Annotated in this window: 20 protein-coding genes; 13 read left to right on the top strand and 7 right to left on the bottom strand. The window is 61.5% G+C overall.

Annotated elements, in window-relative coordinates; translation table 11 throughout:
* The first annotated feature begins 12 nt into the window (after positions 1–12).
* A complete protein-coding gene (locus tag PSH87_RS19950; protein WP_017735186.1) occupies positions 13–369 on the top strand; it encodes a 4a-hydroxytetrahydrobiopterin dehydratase in 357 nt (118 codons plus the stop codon).
* Positions 369–1,562, top strand: coding sequence for an amino acid aminotransferase (locus tag PSH87_RS19955; protein ID WP_305430804.1), 1,194 nt, complete (start codon positions 369–371; stop codon positions 1,560–1,562). Before PSH87_RS19950 ends, PSH87_RS19955 begins: the two co-directional genes overlap by 1 nt.
* Positions 1,563–1,686: 124 nt before the next feature.
* On the opposite strand, the gene PSH87_RS19960 is transcribed toward PSH87_RS19955, so the two are convergent.
* Positions 1,687–2,496, bottom strand: coding sequence for a UDP-2,3-diacylglucosamine diphosphatase (locus PSH87_RS19960; protein ID WP_305430806.1), 810 nt, complete (start codon positions 2,494–2,496; stop codon positions 1,687–1,689).
* A 137-nt stretch (positions 2,497–2,633) separates the two neighbouring features.
* Here PSH87_RS19960 and PSH87_RS19965 point away from each other — a divergent pair, with 137 nt between their 5' ends.
* The 3 genes from PSH87_RS19965 to PSH87_RS19975 all read left to right on the top strand — a co-directional run bounded on the left by PSH87_RS19965 (position 2,634) and on the right by PSH87_RS19975 (position 4,774).
* Positions 2,634–3,380 (top strand): AraC family transcriptional regulator, encoded by a 747-nt coding sequence (locus PSH87_RS19965; protein WP_305430807.1) that lies wholly within the window; start codon positions 2,634–2,636, stop codon positions 3,378–3,380.
* Between the two features lie 99 nt (positions 3,381–3,479).
* Positions 3,480–4,364 (top strand): DMT family transporter, encoded by an 885-nt coding sequence (locus PSH87_RS19970; RefSeq protein WP_305430808.1) that lies wholly within the window; start codon positions 3,480–3,482, stop codon positions 4,362–4,364.
* A 128-nt stretch (positions 4,365–4,492) separates the two neighbouring features.
* Entirely contained in the window at positions 4,493–4,774 is a 282-nt protein-coding gene (locus PSH87_RS19975) for a hypothetical protein (RefSeq protein ID WP_017734661.1), read from the top strand.
* Positions 4,775–4,811: 37 nt separating this feature from the next.
* Here the strand turns inward: PSH87_RS19975 and PSH87_RS19980 are convergent, their stop codons facing one another.
* Positions 4,812–5,099, bottom strand: a complete 288-nt coding sequence (locus PSH87_RS19980; RefSeq protein ID WP_017734660.1) for a SelT/SelW/SelH family protein — start codon at positions 5,097–5,099, stop codon at positions 4,812–4,814.
* 84 nt (positions 5,100–5,183) lie between these two features.
* Between PSH87_RS19980 and PSH87_RS19985 the strand changes: the two genes are divergently transcribed.
* Complete coding sequence (locus PSH87_RS19985) at positions 5,184–7,373, top strand: patatin-like phospholipase family protein (RefSeq protein ID WP_017734659.1); 2,190 nt, start codon at positions 5,184–5,186, stop codon at positions 7,371–7,373.
* Between the two features lie 140 nt (positions 7,374–7,513).
* Here the strand turns inward: PSH87_RS19985 and PSH87_RS19990 are convergent, their stop codons facing one another.
* Positions 7,514–7,948 (bottom strand): MarR family transcriptional regulator, encoded by a 435-nt coding sequence (locus PSH87_RS19990; protein WP_017734658.1) that lies wholly within the window; start codon positions 7,946–7,948, stop codon positions 7,514–7,516.
* A 121-nt stretch (positions 7,949–8,069) separates the two neighbouring features.
* Positions 8,070–10,196, bottom strand: a complete 2,127-nt coding sequence (gene recQ, locus PSH87_RS19995) for a DNA helicase RecQ (protein ID WP_017734657.1) — start codon at positions 10,194–10,196, stop codon at positions 8,070–8,072.
* A 276-nt stretch (positions 10,197–10,472) separates the two neighbouring features.
* On the opposite strand from recQ, the gene PSH87_RS20000 reads away from it, so the two are divergent.
* The 3 genes from PSH87_RS20000 (at position 10,473) to PSH87_RS20010 (ending at position 15,055) form a co-directional block, all read left to right on the top strand.
* The gene (locus PSH87_RS20000) at positions 10,473–11,060 is read left to right on the top strand and encodes a YecA family protein (protein WP_017734656.1); all 588 of its coding nucleotides are present in this window, start codon (positions 10,473–10,475) and stop codon (positions 11,058–11,060) included.
* 20 nt (positions 11,061–11,080) lie between these two features.
* Positions 11,081–11,464, top strand: a complete 384-nt coding sequence (locus PSH87_RS20005) for a YbaN family protein (protein ID WP_305434350.1) — start codon at positions 11,081–11,083, stop codon at positions 11,462–11,464.
* A gap of 120 nt (positions 11,465–11,584) precedes the next feature.
* Positions 11,585–15,055, top strand: a complete 3,471-nt coding sequence (locus PSH87_RS20010) for a PAS domain-containing hybrid sensor histidine kinase/response regulator (RefSeq protein ID WP_305430812.1) — start codon at positions 11,585–11,587, stop codon at positions 15,053–15,055.
* 105 nt (positions 15,056–15,160) lie between these two features.
* Here PSH87_RS20010 and rmuC read toward each other — a convergent pair whose 3' ends face one another.
* Entirely contained in the window at positions 15,161–16,639 is a 1,479-nt protein-coding gene (gene rmuC, locus PSH87_RS20015) for a DNA recombination protein RmuC (RefSeq protein ID WP_017734653.1), read from the bottom strand.
* Between the two features lie 61 nt (positions 16,640–16,700).
* Complete coding sequence (locus PSH87_RS20020) at positions 16,701–17,024, bottom strand: sel1 repeat family protein (protein WP_257780414.1); 324 nt, start codon at positions 17,022–17,024, stop codon at positions 16,701–16,703.
* Between the two features lie 456 nt (positions 17,025–17,480).
* On the opposite strand from PSH87_RS20020, the gene PSH87_RS20025 reads away from it, so the two are divergent.
* From PSH87_RS20025 to PSH87_RS20040, 4 genes are all read left to right on the top strand, one after another.
* Positions 17,481–17,786 (top strand): hypothetical protein, encoded by a 306-nt coding sequence (locus tag PSH87_RS20025; protein WP_026136510.1) that lies wholly within the window; start codon positions 17,481–17,483, stop codon positions 17,784–17,786.
* Positions 17,787–18,229: 443 nt separating this feature from the next.
* Positions 18,230–18,454, top strand: coding sequence for a hypothetical protein (locus PSH87_RS20030; RefSeq protein WP_005790139.1), 225 nt, complete (start codon positions 18,230–18,232; stop codon positions 18,452–18,454).
* Between the two features lie 282 nt (positions 18,455–18,736).
* Positions 18,737–19,219: a hypothetical protein gene (locus PSH87_RS20035; protein WP_017734650.1), complete on the top strand. Its 483-nt coding sequence runs from the start codon at positions 18,737–18,739 to the stop codon at positions 19,217–19,219.
* 146 nt (positions 19,220–19,365) lie between these two features.
* Entirely contained in the window at positions 19,366–20,634 is a 1,269-nt protein-coding gene (locus tag PSH87_RS20040) for an OmpP1/FadL family transporter (RefSeq protein WP_026136509.1), read from the top strand.
* 65 nt (positions 20,635–20,699) lie between these two features.
* Here the strand turns inward: PSH87_RS20040 and PSH87_RS20045 are convergent, their stop codons facing one another.
* The gene (locus PSH87_RS20045) at positions 20,700–21,248 is read right to left on the bottom strand and encodes a glutathione peroxidase (protein WP_017734648.1); all 549 of its coding nucleotides are present in this window, start codon (positions 21,246–21,248) and stop codon (positions 20,700–20,702) included.
* Between the last annotated feature and the right edge of the window lie 101 nt (positions 21,249–21,349).

The following is a 21,349-nucleotide window of genomic DNA, read 5'->3' on the forward strand; positions in this document are numbered from 1 at the left end:
GGACACTTTCACATGACCACCTTGAACCAAGCCCACTGCGAAGCCTGCCGTGCCGACGCCCCACAAGTCAGCGATGAAGAGCTGCCGGTGCTTATCAAGCAGATCCCCGACTGGAACATCGAAGTGCGCGATGGCGTGATGCAGCTGGAAAAGGTTTTCCTGTTCAAGAACTTCAAGTTCGCCCTGGCCTTTACCAACGCCATGGGTGACATCTCCGAAGCCGAAGGCCATCACCCTGGCCTGCTCACCGAATGGGGCAAGGTCACCGTGACCTGGTGGAGCCACTCCATCAAAGGCCTGCACCGCAATGACTTCATCATGGCCGCCCGCACCGACGAAGTGGCCAAGGACGCCGAGGGCCGCAAGTAATGCACTTTGATGCGATTGGCCGTGTACCCGGCGACCCGATCCTCGGGCTGATGGACCTGTATGCCCAGGACAGCAACCCGAACAAGTTCGACCTTGGCGTTGGCGTGTACAAGGACGACCAGGGCCTGACCCCGATTCCTCATTCAGTGAAGCTGGCCGAGCAGCGCCTGGTGGACACGCAAACCACCAAGACCTACATCGGCGGCCACGGCAATGCGGCCTTCGGCAAGCTGATAAGCGAGCTGGTGCTCGGCGCGGACTCCGCATTGATCCGCGCGCGCCGCGCCGGCGCCACCCAGACCCCAGGCGGCACCGGCGCCCTGCGCCTGAGCGCCGACTTCATCGCCCACAGCCTGCCGGGCCGTGGCGTGTGGCTGAGCAACCCGACCTGGCCGATCCACGAAAGCATCTTTGCCAAGGCAGGGCTCAAGGTCAGCCACTACCCCTACGTGGGCGCGGACAACCGCCTGGATGTGACGGCCATGCTCGCCACCCTGGCCACCGTGCCGAAAGGCGACGTGGTGCTGCTGCACGCCTGCTGCCATAACCCGACCGGTTTCGACCTGTCCCAGGACGACTGGCGCCAAGTGCTGCAGATCGTGCGCGAGCGCCAATTGCTGCCACTGATCGACTTTGCCTACCAGGGCTTTGGCGACGGCCTGGAGCAAGATGCCTGGGCCGTGCGGCTGTTCGCCGCCGAACTGCCGGAAGTGCTGGTCACCAGCTCCTGCTCGAAGAACTTCGGCCTGTACAGCGACCGGGTCGGTGCGTTGATCGTGTGCGCGGCGGATGCCGAAAAGCTCACGGATGTGCGCAGCCAACTGGCAAATATCGCGCGTAATTTGTGGTCCACGCCGCCGGATCATGGTGCGGCGGTGGTGGCGACGATCCTGGGTGATGCCGAGCTGAAAGCGCTGTGGAGTGGTGAAGTGGAAGCCATGCGTTCGCGGATTGCGCATCTGCGCTCCGGGTTGGTGGAAGCCTTGGCGCCCCATGGGTTGGCTGAGCGGTTTGCGCATATCGGGGCACAGCGTGGGATGTTTTCCTACACCGGTTTGAGTGCCGAGCAAGTGAAACAACTGCGCGAGAAGCACAGCGTGTATATGGTCAATTCGGGGCGGGCCAACGTTGCCGGAGTTGATGCGACGCGCCTGGCATTGCTGGCGCAAGCAATCGCTGACGTATCCAACTGAAGAAACCCAATCAAACTGTGGGAGCTGGCTTGCCTGCGATAGCGGTGTGTCAGCCCCACATTTTGCACTGATAGACAGCTATCGCAGGCAAGCCAGCTCCCACATTTGCACCGAGGACAACCTTTCAGCCAGCAACCATCTCCGCCTTGAGCTGCGCTTCCTTCGCCTGCGCATCCGCCAACCGATACAACTCGATCTGCCCATCCCAGTGCTCGATCAACGCCGTGCACGACTCCACCCAATCCCCGCAATTGAGGTAATCCACCTCGCCCACCTTGCGAATCTCCGCATGGTGAATGTGCCCGCACACCACGCCGTGCAGCTCGCGCTTGGTCACTTCGTGAGCGATGGCTTCTTCGAAATCACTGATAAAGCTCACGGCCGTCTTCACCTTGTGCTTCAGATACGCCGACAGCGACCAGTAGCCGTAGCCATACCGCGCGCGCCAGTGGTTCAGCCAGCGGTTCAGGGTAAGGGTGAATTCGTAGGCCGAATCGCCGAGGAACGCCAGCCAGCGGTGATAGCGGGTGATGACATCGAATTGATCGCCGTGAATCACCAGCAAATGACGACCGTCCGCCGTCACATGCACGGCTTCGTCCACCAGCTGGATATTGCCGAGGATCAGCTTGGAATAGCGGCGCAGGAATTCGTCATGATTGCCGGTGACATAGATCACCTCGGTGCCGCGCTTGGCCATGGTCAGCAGGCGGCGGATCACGTTGGTGTGGGCCTGGGGCCAATACATGCCGCCGCGCAGTTTCCAACCATCGATGATGTCACCCACCAGGTAGATCTTGTCGGCGTGGTAACCCTTGAGGAAGTGCGACAAATGTTCGGCCTGGCAATCCCGGGTGCCCAGGTGCACATCGGAAATCCACAGGGTACGCACCCGTTGCTTGCGGCTGGGCTTGGTCAACTCGGCACTGGTCATGGGCATCCCTCGACGCTGTTTTTGCGAGCTTGCGCCCAGGCGATTAATAGCCCATGACAACGGTGCGTCAGTCTGATGACAGCGCCCAGCAGGCACGAAGCGTTGTAGACTGCGACAGCCTGCCCCAGGAGACCGCGATGAGACCGATCCTCACGCTACGCCATTACACCCAAGCGCCCATCGACCACAGCCATGACCATGCGCAGCTGGTGTTCGGCCTGTCCGGGCACCTGGACTTCGAGGTCGAGGGCCGTGGCAGCCAGGTGCGCGAAAGCAGCGTGATGGTGCTGCCCTACTCTGCCCACCACGTCTGCGACAGCCGCGATGGCAGCCGCTGCCTGGTGCTGGACGTGCCCACCGAACACTGGGTGCTGCAATCGCTGGGGGAGCATGCGGATGCCAGTCGCCGCTTGCTCGATCAACCGACGCGCCTGGCCCTGGACGCGCGGCAACACCAGTTGGTGCAGTGGCTGGCGCACAGCCCGGTGAATGACCCGCTGATCGTGCAACAAGGCTCGGTGCTGCTGCTCGCCAGCCTCAACCATCAGCAAGAGCCCCTGCCGGGCAAACGCCTGCCGTATGCCGCGTTCAATGCGCACATCGAGCGCCACGTCGCCCACCCGCTACAGGTCGCCGACCTCGCGCGCATCGCCGACCTGTCGCCGGCGCGCCTGCATGCACGGTTCATGGCCGAATGCGGGCAGACGCCCATGGACTACATCCGCAGCCGTCGCCTGCACATGGCCCTCGACCTGCTGCGCGGCACACCGCTGCCCATCGGTGAAATCGCCGAGCGCGTCGGCTATAGCTCGCAAAGCGCCTTCGCCGCCGCGATGCTGCGGGAATTCGGCGCCGCCCCTGGTCAGTTGCGGCGCGCACCGTAGCAAGAGTCCCGCGACAAACAACGCGAGCCCGACGACAGACACCCAGGCCAACATGCCTCTAGACTGGGTTTTTCGTCACCCGTACGTTCAAGGATCGCAATGACTCCCCGTTCAGCCCTCGGCGCCCTGCATATCGGCGCATTGATGTTTGGCCTCACCGGCGTATTCGGCAAGCTGGCGGCCGCCTCGCCGGCCATCATCGTGTTTGGTCGCGCCGCGTTTGCCGTGCTCGCCCTGGCGGTGTTCGCACGCTTTGCCAGCAATGCCCCCTGGAAAAAACTGCAAAGCCGCGACTGGCGCCGGCTGCTGGTCAGCGGCGTATTGCTGGCGGCGCATTGGGTGACGTTCTTTATGGCCGTCAAGGTGGGTGGTGTGGCGGTCGCGACCCTGGGCTTTACCGCGTTCCCGGCGTTTACCGTGATCCTCGAAGGGTTGATTTTCCGCGAGCGCATCCGCGCCAACGAAGTGCTGCTGGTGGTGTTGGTCAGCATCGGCCTGGTGCTGGTCACCCCAGACTTCAATCTGGCCAGCGAAGCCACCGGCGGCCTGTTGTGGGGCATCGCCTCGGGGCTGCTGTTCTCCTTGTTGTCGCTGAACAATCGCGCCAGCTCCGGGAGGATTCCCGCCGTGCAGGCCGCGCTGTGCCAGAACGTGGTGGTCGCGGCGTTGCTGTTGCCGGTTGCGGCCCCCGGGCTGGCGGATGTGCGCGGCATGGACTGGTTGTGGATCGGCTTGCTGGGGGTGTTCTGCACCGGCCTGGCCCACAGCCTGTTTGTCGCCAGCCTGGCGGTGATCAAGGCGCGTACCGCGTCGGTGGTGTTTGCCATGGAGCCGGTCTACGGCATCACCGTGGCCTGGCTGCTGTTCGCCGAAACCCCGACGCTGCGCATGCTCCTGGGCGGCGCGCTGATCATCGTCGCCATCGTGCTGTCCGGCCTGATGGGCAGCGCCAGCCAGGCCAAACAGCCGGCGGCAACGGCCTGATCTATACTCTGGCGATCCGCAACAGTCTGTCGTCGTTCAACGGATAAAGACTTCTCGACGACAGCCCTGACGTTTGAAGTTGCTGCAAGCGAGTGGTCACTCCATTAACGCTATGCAGGGGTTTCATCATGGAAACACTTATCAGCTTGCTGGTGCAGATCATCAGCGGTGCCGTCGGCGGCAACCTGGCCGGCATGACCAAGCAGAGCCTGGGGACCGGGCTCAACACCTTTCTCGGCGGTGTGGGCGGCCTGGTCCTGGGGCAGGTCATTGCGCAGTTCACCGGCACAGCCGACGGCGCGGCACTGGACGTGGCGGCGGTGGGCACCAACATTGCCGGTGGTGGCCTCGGCGGCCTGGTGCTGACGTGGGTTGTCGGGTTCATCAAGCAGAAGATGGCCGCCAAGTAGCCACGTCCTGGTCACCGTTCCCCTGGAGCGGTGACCTTCACGGCGTGCGGTCGTTGTGCCCGAGGTCGCGCTGCGGGTCGATCTGATCACGCACCCGCTGCTTGAGCACCTTGGCTTCCGGGAAGCCGCCATCCCCTTTGCGCTCCCAGATCTGCACGCCATCGCAGGTGATGCGAAACGCACCGCCGGTGGCCGGTTCCAGCGACACTTTGCCCAGGTCATCCGCAAACGTGCTGAGCAGCTCCTGGGCCAGCCACGCCGCGCGCAGCAGCCACTGACACTGGGTGCAATAGGTGATGACAATCTCGGGCTTGCTCGTGGACATAACTTGATAGGCTCCTGGGGTAACGGGCTCGGCGGATCGGGTGGCTATAATACCGGCCTTTATCGCCAAGCCTTGAGATTCATGATGCGCCGCCTGCTGTCCTGCCTGTTGCTGTGCCTGCTGCCCCTCCTCGCCCAAGCCGTCGAAACCCCACGTCCGAAAATCGGCCTGGTGCTCTCCGGCGGCGCCGCCCGTGGCCTGTCGCATATCGGCGTGCTCAAGGCGCTGGAGGAGCAAGGCATCCATATCGATGCGATTGCCGGCACCAGCATGGGCGCGGTGATTGGCGGGCTGTATGCGTCGGGCTACAAGATCGACGAGCTGGAAAAACTGGCGCTGAGCATCGACTGGCAACAGGCACTGTCCGACGCGCCGCCACGGGAAGACGTGCCGTTTCGACGCAAACAGGATGACCGCGACTTCCTGGTCAAACAAAAGCTGAGCTTTCGCGACGATGGCAGCCTGGGTTTGCCACTGGGCGTGATCCAGGGCCAGAACCTCGCGCTGCTGCTGGAAAGCATGTTCGCCCACAGCAGTAACACGCGCAATTTCGACAAGCTGCCGATCCCGTTCCGCGCGGTGGCCACCGACATCACCACCGGCGAAAAGGTGGTGTTCAGCAAGGGCCACCTGCCCCAGGTGATCCGCGCCAGCATGTCGATCCCGGCGGTGTTCGCCCCGGTTGAGCTGGACGGTCGCCTGCTGGTGGACGGCGGCATGACCGACAATATCCCGCTGGACGTGGCGCGGGAGATGGGCGTGGACATCGCCATTGTGGTGGACATCGGCACCCCGTTGCGTTCGCGCAAACAACTGGCGACGGTGGTGGACGTGCTCAACCAGTCCATCACCCTGATGACGCGCCGCAATTCCGAGGAACAACTCAAGGCCCTGCACCCCAAGGACGTGCTGATCCAGCCACCCCTGGCGGCCTTTGGCGTGACCGACTTTGGCCGCGCCAAAGAGATGATCGACGCCGGCTACCGCGCCACCCGCGCCCTCGACCTGCGCCTGGCCCACCTGCGCCCCGCAGAGCCGGTCGACCCGCAACTGGTGGCGGCGCGTACACCGGGCGAGCGCACGCCGGTGATCACCGCGATCACCGTGGAGAACGATTCGAAAGTCAGCGAAGACGTGATCCGCTACTACATCCGCCAACCCCTGGGCGAACCGCTGAACCTGGGGCGCCTGCAAACCGATATGGGCACCTTGTACGGCCTGGATTACTTCGAGCAGGTGCAATACCGCGTGATCAAGAAAGGCCAGGACAACACCCTGGTCATCAGCGCACGGGGCAAGCGCAGCGGCACCGATTACCTGCGCCTGGGCCTGAACCTGTCCGACGACATGCGTGGCGACAGCGCCTTCAACCTCGGCGCCAGCTACCGCATGAATGGCATCAACCGCCTGGGGGCCGAATGGCTGACGCGGGTACAGATCGGCGATCGCCAAGAGCTGTACAGCGAGTTCTACCAACCGATGGACACCGGCTCGCGGTACTTCGTCGCACCTTATATCAGGGCCCAGGCGCAGAACGTCGAGCTGATCCTGGACAACGATCCCATCTCTGAATACCGCCTGGAACGCTATGGTTTCGGCTTGAACGTCGGGCGGCAGATCGGCAACAGCGGCGAAATCCGCTTCGGTGTCGGTGAGGCCTGGGGCAAGGCGGATGTGCGCATCGGTGATCGCGACCTGCCGAGCGTGAGCTTCAGTGAAGGCTTCTACGAGTTGAAGTACTCCTTCGACTCCCTCGATAACGTGTACTTCCCCCACACCGGCGAAGACATCGGCCTGGCCTACCGCGAATTCGAACCGGGGCTGGGCTCTGACCAACGCTACCGGCAGTGGGAGTTCAAACTGGACAAGGCCATGAGCAATGGCCCGGATACGCTGGTGCTGGGCGGTCGTTACGGGCGCACGCTGGATAAGTCTGATGTGGTGATTTCCAGCTTCCTGCTGGGTGGTGCGCGGCAGCTGTCAGGCTTTCGCGAAGATGCGATATCCGGGCAGAACGTCAGCCTGATGCGGGCGGTGTACTACCGCCGACTGACGCCGCGCTCGTACTTGCCGCTGGATTTCCCGCTGTACCTGGGGGCGTCGCTGGAACGGGGCCGGGCGTGGAACAACGATAACGAGTTCGACAGCGGGTACATCAACGCGGCGAGTATTTTCCTGGGGTTTGATACGCCGTTGGGGCCGCTGAATTTCAGCTATGGGTTTAACGATGACAATCAGAAGGCGGTGTATTTGAACCTGGGCCAAACCTTCTGACACAGCATGTGTGGGAGCTGTTTTCTGTGGGAGCTGGCTTGCCTGCGATGGCATCACCACAGTTTAACTGGCAGACCGAGGTGCCTGCATCGCAGGCAAGCCAGCTCCCACACAAGCCGGCCCCCACCTATCGTCCAGGATCAGGACTTTTCCAGATTCGCCAGGATGTGCCCATGCACGCGCATGCACACCTTCATATCCTCTTCATCCACACCGACGAACAGCTCATGCCGCAACGCCGTGGCGATGGTTTCGATCTGATCGATCAGCGGGCGGGCCGTGTCGCACAGCAGGATGCGCTTGGCGCGGCGGTCTTCCACCACGGCCTGGCGTTGCACCAGGCCCTGGCTTTCGAGGCTGTCAAGCAAACGTGCGAGTGTTGGCCCTTCAACGCCGACACTTTGTGCCAGCTCACGTTGGGTAGGCGCTTCTTCAAAACGCGCCAGGTGCAACAGCACCAACCAGCGCGCCTGGGACAAGCCCAGCCCCGCCAGGCGGCGATCCAGCTCGGCGCGCCAACCTCGGGACATTTGCGCCAACTGCATGCCAAAACGGTGTTGATCGGTTAACGGCATAAAAAACTCATGATTTAGACTGAAAACAAAGTGTGGCTAATTATTAGTCAGCTAAGCATGAGCCCTGCCAGTAGGCAAGAGGTGCTATGTACTGATTCGTTACATTGTCGTAATTGACGCACTAAATTTCGAATTCGGACTGCAAAGCAGCCCGTACGCAGTACAAAACGCCCTCAGGCACCCGCCCGGTGAACAATGGCGCGATCTCCGCAACCGGCGGCAATTCGCCCTCGCCGTCGAGGAATGCATCCTGGATTTCACCCAGCAAGTCTTCCGGCAAATCGAGGGCCTGCTCCAGCGACAGCTGTTGTGCGCCGATGGACTCGGCCAGCAAGGTATAGACGTTTTTCTCCGAACATTGCAGTTGGCCGGCGATCTGGATCGGCGTCATGCCCGCACGCGCCAGGCTGATCAGCTCGTGGCGGATATCGGCGACTTCCTTCGGCGCTTCGGCCTGGCCGCCAAGGACTTCGAGGAAGGCCTGGCCATAACGTTCCAGCTTGCGTGCACCCACGCCGCTGACCCGGGCCATTTCCGACATCGTCGTCGGCTGCTCGCGCAGCATTTCCAGCAACGTGGAGTCGGGGAAGATGACGTACGGCGGCACGCTGTGTTCCTGGGCCAGTTTGCGCCGCAGGGTGCGCAAGGCTTCCCACTGTTCGCGTTCTTCGCCACGGACCAGTTGGCTGGCCTGGCTGGTGCTGGTCTTGGCGGTGGTTTGCGGCTTGAGGTCGCGGCGCAGCTCCAGACTAACCTCGCCCTTGAGCAACGGCCGGCAGCTGTCGTTCAGGCGCAGGCCGCCATAACCCTCGATATCGATGTCCACCAGGCCACGCGCAACCATCTGTCGGAACAGCGAGCGCCATTCGCCTTCGGCGCGGGCCTTGCCGACGCCGTAGACCGAGAGTTTCTCGTGGCCGAAGCTGCGCACCTTCTCGTTGTCCTTGCCCAGCAATACATCCACCAGGTGGCCGACGCCGTAGCGCTGGCCGGTGCGGTAAATGGCCGACAGGCCCTGGCGCGCGGGTTCGGTGGCATCCCAGGTCTGCACGCCATCGGTGCAGTTGTCACAGTGGCCGCAGGGCTCGGGCATGTCTTCGTCGAAATACGCGAGCAGGGTCTGGCGGCGGCAGCGGGTCTCTTCGCACAACGAGAGCATGGCATCCAGCTTGTGCTGCTCCAGGCGCTTGTGGCGCTCGTCGCCTTCGGAGTTTTGCAGCATCTGCTTGAGCATCACCACGTCTTGCAGGCCGTAGACCATCCACGCATCCGCCGGCAGGCCATCACGGCCGGCGCGGCCGGTTTCCTGGTAATACGCCTCAAGGGACTTGGGCAGGTCCATGTGCGCCACAAAGCGCACGTTGGATTTGTCGATGCCCATGCCAAATGCAATGGTAGCGACCATGATCAGGCCTTCCTCGTTGAGGAAGCGCTTCTGGTGCGCCGAACGCGTTTCATTGGGCAGGCCGGCGTGATACGGCAGCGCCGGGTAGCCTTGCTCGCAGAGGAACGCGGCGACTTCATCGACTTTCTTGCGCGACAGGCAATAGACGATCCCCGCATCGCTGCGCCGCTCCGACAGGAACGCGAGCAACTGCTTGCGCGGCTGCTCCTTGGGCACGATGCGGTAGAAGATATTCGGCCGGTCGAAGCTCGACAGGAAGCGCTCGGCGTTCTGCAAATGCAGGCGTTCGACGATTTCTTCACGGGTGCGCTTGTCGGCGGTGGCGGTCAGGGCGATGCGCGGTACGTCGGGGAACAACTCGGCCAGTTGCCCCAGTTGCAGGTACTCGCGGCGGAAATCGTGACCCCATTGCGACACGCAGTGGGCCTCGTCGATCGCGAACAGGGCGATTTCCAGGCTCTGCAGGAACGCCAGCATGCGCGGCTGCACCAGGCGCTCGGGCGCCAGGTACAGCATCTTCACTTCGCCGCGCTTGATCCGCGCGGCCAGGTCGCGCTGCTGCTCGGCGCTGAGGGTGGAGTTCAGGGATGCTGCGGCGACGCCCAGTTCTTCAAGGGTCGCGACCTGATCGTCCATCAACGCGATCAGCGGCGACACCACCACCGCCAGGCCATTGCGCAGCAGCGCCGGCACCTGGAAGCACAGCGACTTGCCGCCGCCGGTAGGCATCAAGACCAGTGCATCGCCGCCACTGGCCACGCGCTCAATGATCGCACCCTGGCGGCCACGAAAACTGTCGTAGCCGAAGATGTCCTTGAGGACGCGTTGAGCCTGCTCGAGCATGTAAAACTCCAAAATATCGCCGAAATCCCTCTGTACAGGCTGGCCGAAAAAACCCGGTCTCACGGGAAATAATCCGTAAGCGAAGTTTTCGCGGGTTGGCGCTTGGCCTGCAGGGGCATCACAAAACGCGGCAGTATACCCGAGCAGCACCCGGCAAAGGGCGCGGCTGACGAATAGCGATGGCTATCTAAAACCTGGCAAATATGCAGTGTGGCTGGCCTGGGCGCTCAAGAAAGCCTAGAATTCAGCATCGTTTATTCCCAAGGTAGTCCTTCAATGTCCTTCGCTGAGCAACTAACCCGCCTGCAAGCCTTCCTCGACGCCGATGAGCTGCATGACGAGGCGCTGGACTACGTGGCCGCCCACGGCTACCTGACCGCCCTGTCCATCTGTTCCGAAGAAGTACCGGATCGTGAGTGGATCGATGCCCTGTTCGCCGAAGAGCCGCACTATGCGGACGCCGCCCAGCGCGAAGAAATCGAATCGACCCTGATCGCCCTCAAAGCCCACATCGGTCGCCAACTGGCCTCCGACGAGGAATTCGAGCTGCCATGCGACCTCGACCTGGGCGAAGAGCCGGACGACTCCGACCTGCGCGGCTGGTGCATCGGCTTCATGGAAGGAGTGTTCCTGCGTGAAGCCGCCTGGTTCGAAACCGCCGAGGAAGAAGTCAGCGAAATGCTGCTGCCGATCATGGTCGGTTCGGGCCTGTTCGACGACCAGCCAGAGTTCGCCGACATCGCCTCCGACGCCAACCTGATGGACGACATGATCGTCCAGATCCCGGAAGCCCTGACTGCCTTGTACCTGCTGTGCAACGCCCCTGACGAAAAACCGGCGATCCTCAAGCCACGTCACCACTGAGTCGCTTGCCCGTGACACCCATGGGCAACCGCTCGCCGCTCCTGCGTTACGCACTGCTGGCCATCGGCTGGCTGAGCGTAGCGCTGGGAGTGATCGGCATTTTCCTGCCGGTATTGCCGACCACACCTTTCCTGCTCCTCGCCGCCGCCTGCTTCGCCCGCAGCTCCCCGCGCTTCTACCACTGGCTGGTGGAACACCCGCGCCTGGGCCCGTGGATTCGCGACTACCTAGACGGCCATGGCATCCCCCTCAAAGGCAAGGTCTACGCCATCGGCTTGATGTGGCTGAGCATCGGCCTGTCCTGCTACCTGGTGCCGCTGCCGTGGGCGCGAGCATTCATGCTGACCAGCGCCGTACTCGTGACTATCTATATCCTGCGCCAGAAGACCCTGCCGCCGCGCTAAACGCGAGCCTGCGACATTCCCCCTCACGCGACCTTGGTCGACACTGACTAACCCCCTGCATCGTGCGAAACTGCCCCACCGGGCCTGGAATGCCTGGGTGTTCTTCTGCTCGGAGTTACCATGACGCTGTCCAGCGGGCTGATCGCCGCCGTTGCCCTGGCCTATATGGCCATTATGTTTGCCATCGCCTTCTACGGTGACCGCCGCCGTGCGCCGCTGCCGCCACGTGTGCGCGCCTGGGTGTACAGCTTGTCACTGGCGGTCTACTGCACCAGCTGGACCTTCTTCGGCGCTGTCGGCCAAGCTGCCGAACAACTGTGGGCGTTTTTACCGATCTACCTGGGACCGGTGCTGCTGCTGGTGTTGGCACCCTGGGTATTGCAAAAGATGATCCTGATCAGCAAGCAGGAAAACATCACCTCCATCGCCGACTTTATCGCCGCACGCTACGGCAAATCCCAGTCCCTGGCGGTGGTGGTCGCGCTGATCTGCCTGGTCGGCGTACTGCCCTACATCGCCCTGCAACTCAAAGGCATCGTGCTCGGCGTGAACCTGCTGATCGGCGCCGGCGCAGACACCACCGGCACCCGCGCCCAGGACACGGCATTGATCGTGTCGCTGGTGCTGGCGCTGTTCACCATTGTCTTCGGTACCCGCAACCTCGACGCCACCGAACACCACCGTGGCATGGTGCTGGCGATCGCGTTTGAATCGCTGGTCAAGCTGTTCGCCTTTCTCGCCGTCGGCGCGTTTGTGACCTACGGCCTCTACGACGGTTTCGGCGACCTGTTCAACCAGGCGATGCTCGCGCCGCGCCTGGAGGAATACTGGAAAGAAACCGTCAACTGGCCGTCGATGGTGGTGCAGACCGGCGTGGCCATGATGGCGATCATCTGCCTGCCCCGGCAGTTCCACGTGACGGTGGTGGAGAACATCGACCCCCAGGACCTGCGCCTGGCCAAATGGGTATTCCCGGCCTACCTGATTCTCGCCGCGCTGTTCGTCATCCCTATCGCCCTCGGCGGCAAGATGCTGCTGCCCGGCTCGGTGCTGCCGGATTCCTACGTGATCAGCCTGCCGATGGCCGAAGCCCATCCGGCCCTCGCCGTGCTGGCGTTTATCGGCGGCGCGTCGGCGGCCACGGGCATGGTGATCGTGGCGAGCATCGCCCTGTCCACCATGGTTTCCAACGACATGCTGCTGCCCTGGCTGTTGCGCCGCTCCAGCGCCGAGCGGCCGTTCGAAGTGTTCCGCCACTGGATGCTGTCGGTGCGCCGGGTCAGCATTGTGATCATTCTGTTGCTGGCCTACGTGAGCTACCGCTTGCTGGGCTCCACCGCGAGCCTGGCGACCATCGGCCAGATCGCCTTCGCCGCCGTGACCCAACTGGCACCGGCCATGCTCGGCGCGCTGTACTGGAAACAAGCCAACCGGCGTGGCGTATTTGCCGGTTTGGCGGCGGGCACTTTCCTGTGGTTCTACACCCTGGTCCTACCGGTGACGGCGAAAAGTCTCGGCTGGTCCTTGAGCCTTTTCCCTGGCCTGACGTGGATGCATTCCCACCCGTTCGGCTTGTCGGTGACCTCGCTGACCCTGGGTACCGTGCTCTCCCTGGCGGGCAACTTCACCCTGTTCGTCTGGGTGTCGATGTTGTCGCGCACACGGGTGTCCGAGCATTGGCAGGCGGGACGTTTTATTGGCCAGGAAATCAGCCAGCGGGCTAGTGCGCGGTCGATGCTGTCGGTGCAGATCAGCGACCTGCTGAGCCTGGCGGCGCGGTTTGTCGGTGAAGAGCGCGCCCAGCAGAGCTTTATCCGTTTCGCCTACCGCCAGGGCAAGGGTTTCAACCCCAACCAGAATGCCGACAACGATTGGATCGCCCACACCGAACGCCTGCTGGCCGGCGTGCTTGGCGCATCGTCCACGCGGGCCGTGGTTAAAGCCGCAATTGAAGGTAGGGAAATGCAGCTGGAGGACGTCGTAAGGATCGCCGACGAAGCCTCCGAGGTGCTGCAATTCAACCGGGCGCTGTTGCAAGGCGCGATTGAAAACATCACCCAGGGCATCAGCGTGGTGGACCAGTCCCTCAAGCTAGTGGCGTGGAACCGCCGTTACCTGGAGCTGTTCAACTACCCGGAAGGCTTGATCAGCGTCGGCCGGCCGATTGCCGACATCATTCGCTACAACGCCGAGCGCGGCCTGTGCGGGCCGGGCGAGGCGGAAGTGCACGTGGCGCGCCGCCTGCACTGGATGCGTCAGGGCCGCGCGCACACCTCCGAGCGCTTGTTCCCCAACGGACGGGTAATCGAGCTGATCGGTAACCCGATGCCGGGCGGCGGTTTTGTCATGAGTTTCACCGACATCACCGCCTTCCGCGAAGCCGAACAAGCGCTGACCGAGGCCAACGAAGGCCTGGAACAACGGGTGACCGAGCGCACCCATGAACTGTCGCAACTCAATGTGGCGCTCACCGATGCCAAGGGCGTGGCCGAGTCCGCCAGCCAATCGAAGACGCGCTTCCTCGCCGCAGTCAGCCATGACCTGATGCAACCGCTGAACGCCGCACGCCTGTTCTCCGCCGCCCTGTCCCACCAGAACGACGGCCTGTCCGGCGAAGCCCGGCAACTGGTGCAGCACCTGGACAGCTCGCTGCGCTCCGCCGAAGACCTGATCAGCGACTTGCTGGACATCTCGCGCCTGGAAAACGGCAAGATCAATCCGCAACGCCAGCCCTTCGCCCTCAATGACCTGTTCGACACCCTCGGCGCCGAATTCAAGGCCCTGGCCCAAGAACAAGGCTTGCGCTTCCGCCTGCGCGGCAGCCGCCTGCGGGTAGACAGTGACATCAAGCTGCTACGGCGGATCTTGCAGAATTTTCTCACCAACGCCTTCCGCTATGCCGACGGCCCGGTGCTGCTTGGCGTACGCCGGCGCAAGGGCGAGTTGTGCCTGGAGGTGTGGGACCGTGGCCCCGGCATTCCCGTAGACAAACAGAAAGTGATCTTCGAAGAATTCAAGCGCCTGGACAGCCACCAGACCCGCGCCGAAAAAGGCCTGGGCCTGGGCCTGGCGATTGCCGATGGCCTGTGCCGCGTCCTGGGCCACCGCTTGAGCGTGCGCTCATGGCCCGGCAAGGGCAGCGTGTTCAGCGTGCGCGTGCCATTGGCGCGCAACCAGGCAAGCCCGCAGGTGAAGAGCGCGCAAGAAAGCGGCTTGCCATTGAGCGGTGCGCAAGTGCTGTGCGTGGATAACGAGGAAAGCATCCTGATCGGCATGCGCAGCCTGTTGAGTCGCTGGGGTTGCGAAGTGTGGACCGCCACCGACCAGGCGCAATGCGCGGCGCTGTTGGCCGACGGCGTGCGCCCGCAACTGGCGTTGGTGGATTACCACCTGGACCATGGCGAGACGGGTACCGAGTTGATGGGCTGGCTGCGCGCACAATTGGCCGAGCCGATTCCCGGCGTGGTGATCAGCGCCGATGGCCGGCCCGAGATGGTCGCCGAGGTGCATGCGGCGGGGCTGGATTACCTGGCCAAGCCGGTGAAACCGGCGGCGCTGCGGGCGTTGCTGAGTCGGCATTTGCCGCTTTAATCAGCCTTGGCGCATTTCCCTGTGGGAGCTGGCTTGCCTGCGATAGCGGTGGTGACTGACACACCGCTATCGCAGGCAAGCCAGCTCCCACATTTTGCTCAGTGTTTATTCAGGGAGATGAGCTACGCCATCTGCATCGGTCATTGCCCGTTCCAGCAGATCTGCCGGCAGGCTTTTGCTGGCGCGCGCACCCAGCAACCTTAATTGCTCGGTACGACTGACCAGATTTCCGCGTCCATCTGTCAGCTTGTTCCGCGCCGCGCTGTAAGCCTTATCCAACTGCTGCAGACGATTGCCCACTTCATCCAGATCCTGGATAAACAACACGAACTTGTCGTACAGCCACCCGGCACGCTCGGCGATTTCCCGCGCGTTCTGGCTTTGCCGCTCCTGCTTCCACAGGCTGTCGATGACCCGCAGGGTGGCAAGTAACGTGGTCGGGCTGACGATCACGATATGGCGGTCGAACGCCTCTTGGAACAGGTTGGGCTCGGCCTGCAACGCCGCGGAAAATGCCGCTTCGATCGGCACGAACAGCAACACGAAATCCAGGCTGTGCAAGCCTTCCAGGCGTTTGTAATCCTTGCCCGCCAGGCCTTTGACGTGGTTCCGCAAGGACAGGACGTGTTGCTTCAATGCCGCCTGGCCGATCACCTCATCATCCGCGCCCACATACTGTTGATAGGCAGTCAGGCTGACCTTGGAGTCGACCACCACCTGCTTGTCACCGGGCAACATGATCAACACGTCCGGCTGGAAGCGCTCGCCGTCCGGGCCTTTGAGGCTGACCTGGGTCTGGTACTCGCGGCCCTTCTCCAGACCGGCGTGTTCCAGCACGCGCTCGAGGATCAGCTCGCCCCAGTTGCCCTGGGTTTTCTGGCCCTTGAGGGCGCGGGTCAAGTTCGTGGCTTCGTCGGACAGACGCAGATTCAGTTGCTGTAGGCGTTCAAGCTCCTTGGCCAGGGAAAAGCGCTCGCGTGCCTCATTCTGGTAGCTCTCTTCCACGCGTTTTTCGAAGGACTGGATGCGCTCTTTCAGCGGATCGAGCAACTGCCCCAGGCGCTCCTGGCTGGTTTCGGCAAAGCGTTGTTCGCGCTCGTCAAAGATCTTGCCGGCCAGCTCGGCGAACTGCGCCCGCAGCTCGTCGCGCGAGCCTTGCAGGTCGGTGAGGCGTTGTTGGTGGCTGTCCTGTTGCTCGCGCAGCTCGGCGCGCAGGGCGGCCGACAACGCGTCGAGGCGGCGCAGCTCGGTGTCCTTCGCGTTGCGGTCGAGGTTCCAGGCATGGGCGGCGTCGCGGGCGTTGTCGCGGTCGATCTGCAACAACTCGACTTCGCGGCGCACGGCAGCCAGGTCGGCTTGCTTGGCAGCATTGGCCTGGCTCAGGTCGCTGATTTCATCGCGGCTCGCGTCCAACTGGGCAGCCAGGCCTTCCTGGGCCATCTGTGCCGTGGCCAGACGCTCTTCGAGCAATTCCCAGCCGGTGGTGCGTGCGGTCAACCGCCGTTGCAGCTGCCAGCACAGAGCCAGTAGCGGCAATCCAGCGCCAGCGAGGCCCAGGGCAATACCTGTCCAGTCAAAAGCCATAGCCATTTCTGCCATCAGCGAAAAAGAGAGAGGTTAACGGAGCTCAGGGCCAGGCGACAGCTCAGTCTTCGACCTGGCCCAGTTCACGCTGGGCGCGGCGGTCACCGGCGCGGGCGGCCAGGCGCAACAGGTCATGGCCGATGCGGCGATCACGCGCATTCCCGCATTCGCGGCACATCAGCTGGCCCAGACGGCTCTGGGCGGCCACGACGCCGTCACGGGCAGGCTGCTTGAGCAAGCGCCCGGCAAAGTGTTTGACGTTGGTGTTGTGCCCCAGACGCGGGCTGTCGAGCAACCACAAAGCGACTTTCAAGGAAAAACGCTTGGGTGCGGTAACAGTTTGGGAGGTGTCGGTAACAGAAGGTGATACTGAGCGAAACTTCATAAAGCACTGTGGGACAGAACGGAAGGCGCGCCACTCTACTCTTTTTTTCGCACAGGTAAAGCTGAAAAAACGCGGCACGCCCGTCCTAGAGCAAGCGCTCGGGACAATCCACAGAAGCTGTGGATAAGTCAGTGGACAACCCCACTTAAACTCACGCAAAGGCCCATGGAGCGGGGGCCGCAGTCAAACTGACGATTTTTTCACCAATTAAAAAAAGCCAGATTTTTCATTGACTTAAATTTCCATAACAGGCTAAAGGCATCCCTGCGAAGCCGTTGACAGGTTGGTTACACACATCGCAACTAATGTGCACAAGTACCCATCCGCTGGTTATATCGCCGGCTTTTTTAAAGCGCATGGCCGCAAAAATGTTACCGCCCCCGCGAATCGGCCACTTTTCAAATCCTGGCCAGCTCGCCACACTGCTCCACCGATAGCGCAACGGTGAGTGAGCCGATGAAAGGGATATTGTTGTTCGCCGTGTTGCTACTGGCCATCTGTGCAACGTCGCTAGGGATCAATGCAGCGCTGCCCTCCCCCGACGGTGCGTTGTTTGCCATCGCCATTTTGTTATCAGCGGCCTTTACCGCCGTGAGCCTGTGCATCGAGCTGGGCGACGGTCGGATCAACGACATGCGCGACGTGATGAACGTGATCGAGGCCGGCCAATCACTGCGCCTGACACTGGCGGCCTATGCCCTGGGCTGCTCGCTGGCCGCAGCCGCCACGGTGCTGGTCTATCGCGGCTTGCTGGGAGGCTGATTGAAGTTTTTTGGCTGGCACCCTTTCTTTCCTTGTTTCAATCCGTTACTATCCGCGGCGTTAGTACCAAGCTGAAAGTCAATTCTGGTCGAACAACTCCCCCGAACAACGCGGGATCGACCACCTCGATGGTTTCCAGGTATCACTTGCGACGACACTGCCTTTGCACAAGCGAAGGGTGACGCGAAGTCTTGATACTCTGACCGAACCAACCTGCAAATTGATCAGGATCTTCACCCCGGGCCCAGAACCTTTGCCCCTGTTGTGTTGCCTGCCCTCCTAAGTACCTACCTGCCAGCCCAAGCGCGCCTAACTTATCAGCGCTTCAAACTGGCTGCTTTGTTCCAGTCGGTTTCTTCGTTCGATCAATCGTGATCAACGTCGCTGGAACGTTTTAATACGGCACGGTTCTTATCCGTGTCATTTGTAGGAACACCAATAATATGAACGCTCAAATCCATACTCAGGATGCCATTCGCACCCTCACCAACGCTTTTGCACCAATGAACTGCCTGATCATGGCTGCTCGCAAAGGCTGCTTCAGCTTCACCCTGGTCAACGAACACGGCATCGCTCGTCACAGCGAACGCCTGTACCCCGATCAATACTCCAGCGCAGAACCGCTGCAGGCCGTGATCGAGCGTACCCGTCAGGCACTGACTGCCTGATCGACCCGAGTCGCTGAAACACCAAAAACCCTGTTTAAAACACAGGGTTTTTTATTGCCTGAAGTTTCTGCAATGCGCTTTTTTGCTCATTACGAATAGATATAAACGATATAACTAAATGAATAAGATGTTTTAAAAACAGTCCTTTACATCATGAATATGACACTACACTTCAACTCAAGCGGCATGATCCGCTTCCGGCAAGCCTGAGATCCGATCCATTGCTGCCAAGCCCCCCGCTCTCAGGCTTCGCCGACCTATTCGTCACGGATTGAGGCCTGTATGGGTATCGCTGCCAGCGAATTATGTCGTTATGTGATCCGGCCGACGTTGATCTACCTGGGCCGCCATGACCCGACTGCCGAAGCCCTGCTGCTGGGCATCGCGGCCAGCCAGTCAGAACTGGGCTCGGCCCTGCACGACCGGCGCGGCCATGGCCTCTACAGCATCACCGAGCCGCGCCATCGCGCCCTGTGGGACGACTACCTGGCACTGGACCCCGAGCGCGCCAGCCTCGTACGCGGGCTGGCCAGCCAACACGCCTTCCTCAGCGCGCCACAACTTGAGCTCACCGTAAACCTGCGTTACGCCACCGCCATTGCCTGGCTGCTGGTCGAACAACATCACCCCGCACTGCCACCCCCTGGCGATATCCTGGCCATGGCGCGTATCTGGAAAGAAATATTTCACCCACAAGGACGCCTGCGTGATTTCACCCAAACCTGGCAAACCTGTGTTTCACCCATGAATCACGTGGTTTGCTGACCGGGCAATTTGCAAGGTTCGTCAAAAAACCTGAATTTTGGTCGGATTGTCCTACAAAACCGCTCTATCTCCAGCATTTCAGCCTATAGCGCGAACTTAAAATTATTGTTACTTTCCGCAGCGGTGATCACCACGGAGTTCTAATAATGAAAAAAGTAATGCTCAAGACCACACTTAGCCTCGCCGTTGCCATGGCCTCTTCCCAACTGTTCGCAAGCGGCTTTGCCCTCAACGAACAGAGCGTCAGCGGGATGGGTACCGGTTTCGCAGGTCGCTCTTCTTCTGCCGATGATGCAAGCACTGTCTACGGTAACCCTGCCGGTATGTCGCGCCTCAATGGCCAGCAAATCACTGGCGGCGTTGCAGCCATTGATGCATCGACCAACATCAAAGATGCGAGCGGTGGCGTCAAAGGAACCAACAAAGGCGACATGGTTCCCTTCACGGCCGTGCCCTTTGGTTTCTACACCAACAAACTCAACGATCAGTGGGCCATCGGCTTTGGTGTGTATGCACCGTTCGGCCTGGTGACCGACTATGAAAGCGGCTTCCAGGGCCGTGGCTTCGGCAGCAAGAGCGAAGTGAAGGTCATGACCTTCCAGCCGACTGTCAGCTATGCATTCAACGACAAAGTGTCCATCGGCTTTGGCCCGACCATCAACCGGATTTCCGGCGTACTGGAATCGGACAAGACCATCAGCCCGCTGGCCAACGACACCAACGTCAAAATCAAGGGTGACGATACTGCCCTTGGCTTCAACGTCGGCGTATTGGTGCAAGCCACCGACACCACCCGCGTTGGCCTGACCTACCATTCGAAGGTCAAGTACAAGCTTGAAGGTCACACCACCGTCAGCGGTCCAGCCGCGACTCAACCCGTGCTGAGAAACAACCGTTACGACGCGTCGCTGAAAATCGACACGCCGGAATCCTGGGATGCGTCGGTCACTCAAGACCTGACCGCCGATTGGAAACTGTACGGCGGTGCTACCTGGACCCGCTGGAGCCGCCTGAAAGAAATCACCGTCAACAACGAAGGTGTAACGGCTGCATCGGGCATTGGTGCTGCCGCGATCAAGACCATCAGCGAGCCGCAAAACTGGCACGACACCTGGGCCTACGCCGTGGGTACCTCGTACCAGCTGACCAAGCAGGTTGTGCTGCGTACCGGCCTGACCTTCGACCAGTCGCCGACCAACAACAAAGACCGTTCGCCGCGCATCCCGACTGGCGACCGTACGATCTTCAGCGTCGGCCTGGGCTACAAAGTCATGGATAACATGACCGTCGACCTGGCTTATTCCTACCTGCAGGAAGAAGACATCAAGGTCACACGCACCGACGCGCCGGGCTACCGCGCCAAGTACGAAAACAGTGCCAACGGTTTCGGCCTGGGCATGACTTACACCTTCTGATTCAGACCGGTGTAAAAAAGCCCCGCTCTCCTGCAAAGGAGGCGGGGCTTTTTAGTGGCCGGCGATCAGGGCTTGGAAGCCAACGCCTTCTCCACGGCCTCGATCAGGTCCGGGCTGTCCGGCTTGGTCAGGCTGGAGAAATCGGCGATCACTTTGCCTTGGCGGTCTACAACGTACTTGTAGAAATTCCACTTCGGCGCGTTGCTCTGCGCGGCCAACACCTTGAACAGGTGCACCGCATCCGGCCCCTTGACCTTCTGCGGATCGGTCATGGTGAAGGTCACGCCGTAGTTCACGTAGCAGACCTTGGCGGTCTCCTCGCCGGTCTTGGCTTCCTGCTTGAAGTCATCGGACGGTACGCCAATCACTTCCAGCCCTTGATCCTTGTAACGCTGATACAACGCCTCAAGCCCTTTGAATTGCGGCGCAAACCCGCAAAAGCTCGCAGTATTGACGATCACCAGGGGCTTGCCAGCAAAGCGTTGGCACAGGTCGATGGATTCCTTGGCCCGCAGCTTGGGCAATTGGCCCTCCAGCAACGGCGGGCAACTGGCAGCCATCGCGGCACTGCCAATGGCCATCAGCACGGGTACAGCGAGCCAGCGCATCTGCATGTCGTGTGTCCTTGAATAGGTTCAGGCAACGAACTTAACAGATCGCCATGCCCAGTTGCATCAATGCCAGGCCACCGTGCTGCCAGCCCATCCAGGCCAGC

Source organism: Pseudomonas sp. FP453 (assembly GCF_030687495.1).
Taxonomy (GTDB): domain Bacteria; phylum Pseudomonadota; class Gammaproteobacteria; order Pseudomonadales; family Pseudomonadaceae; genus Aquipseudomonas.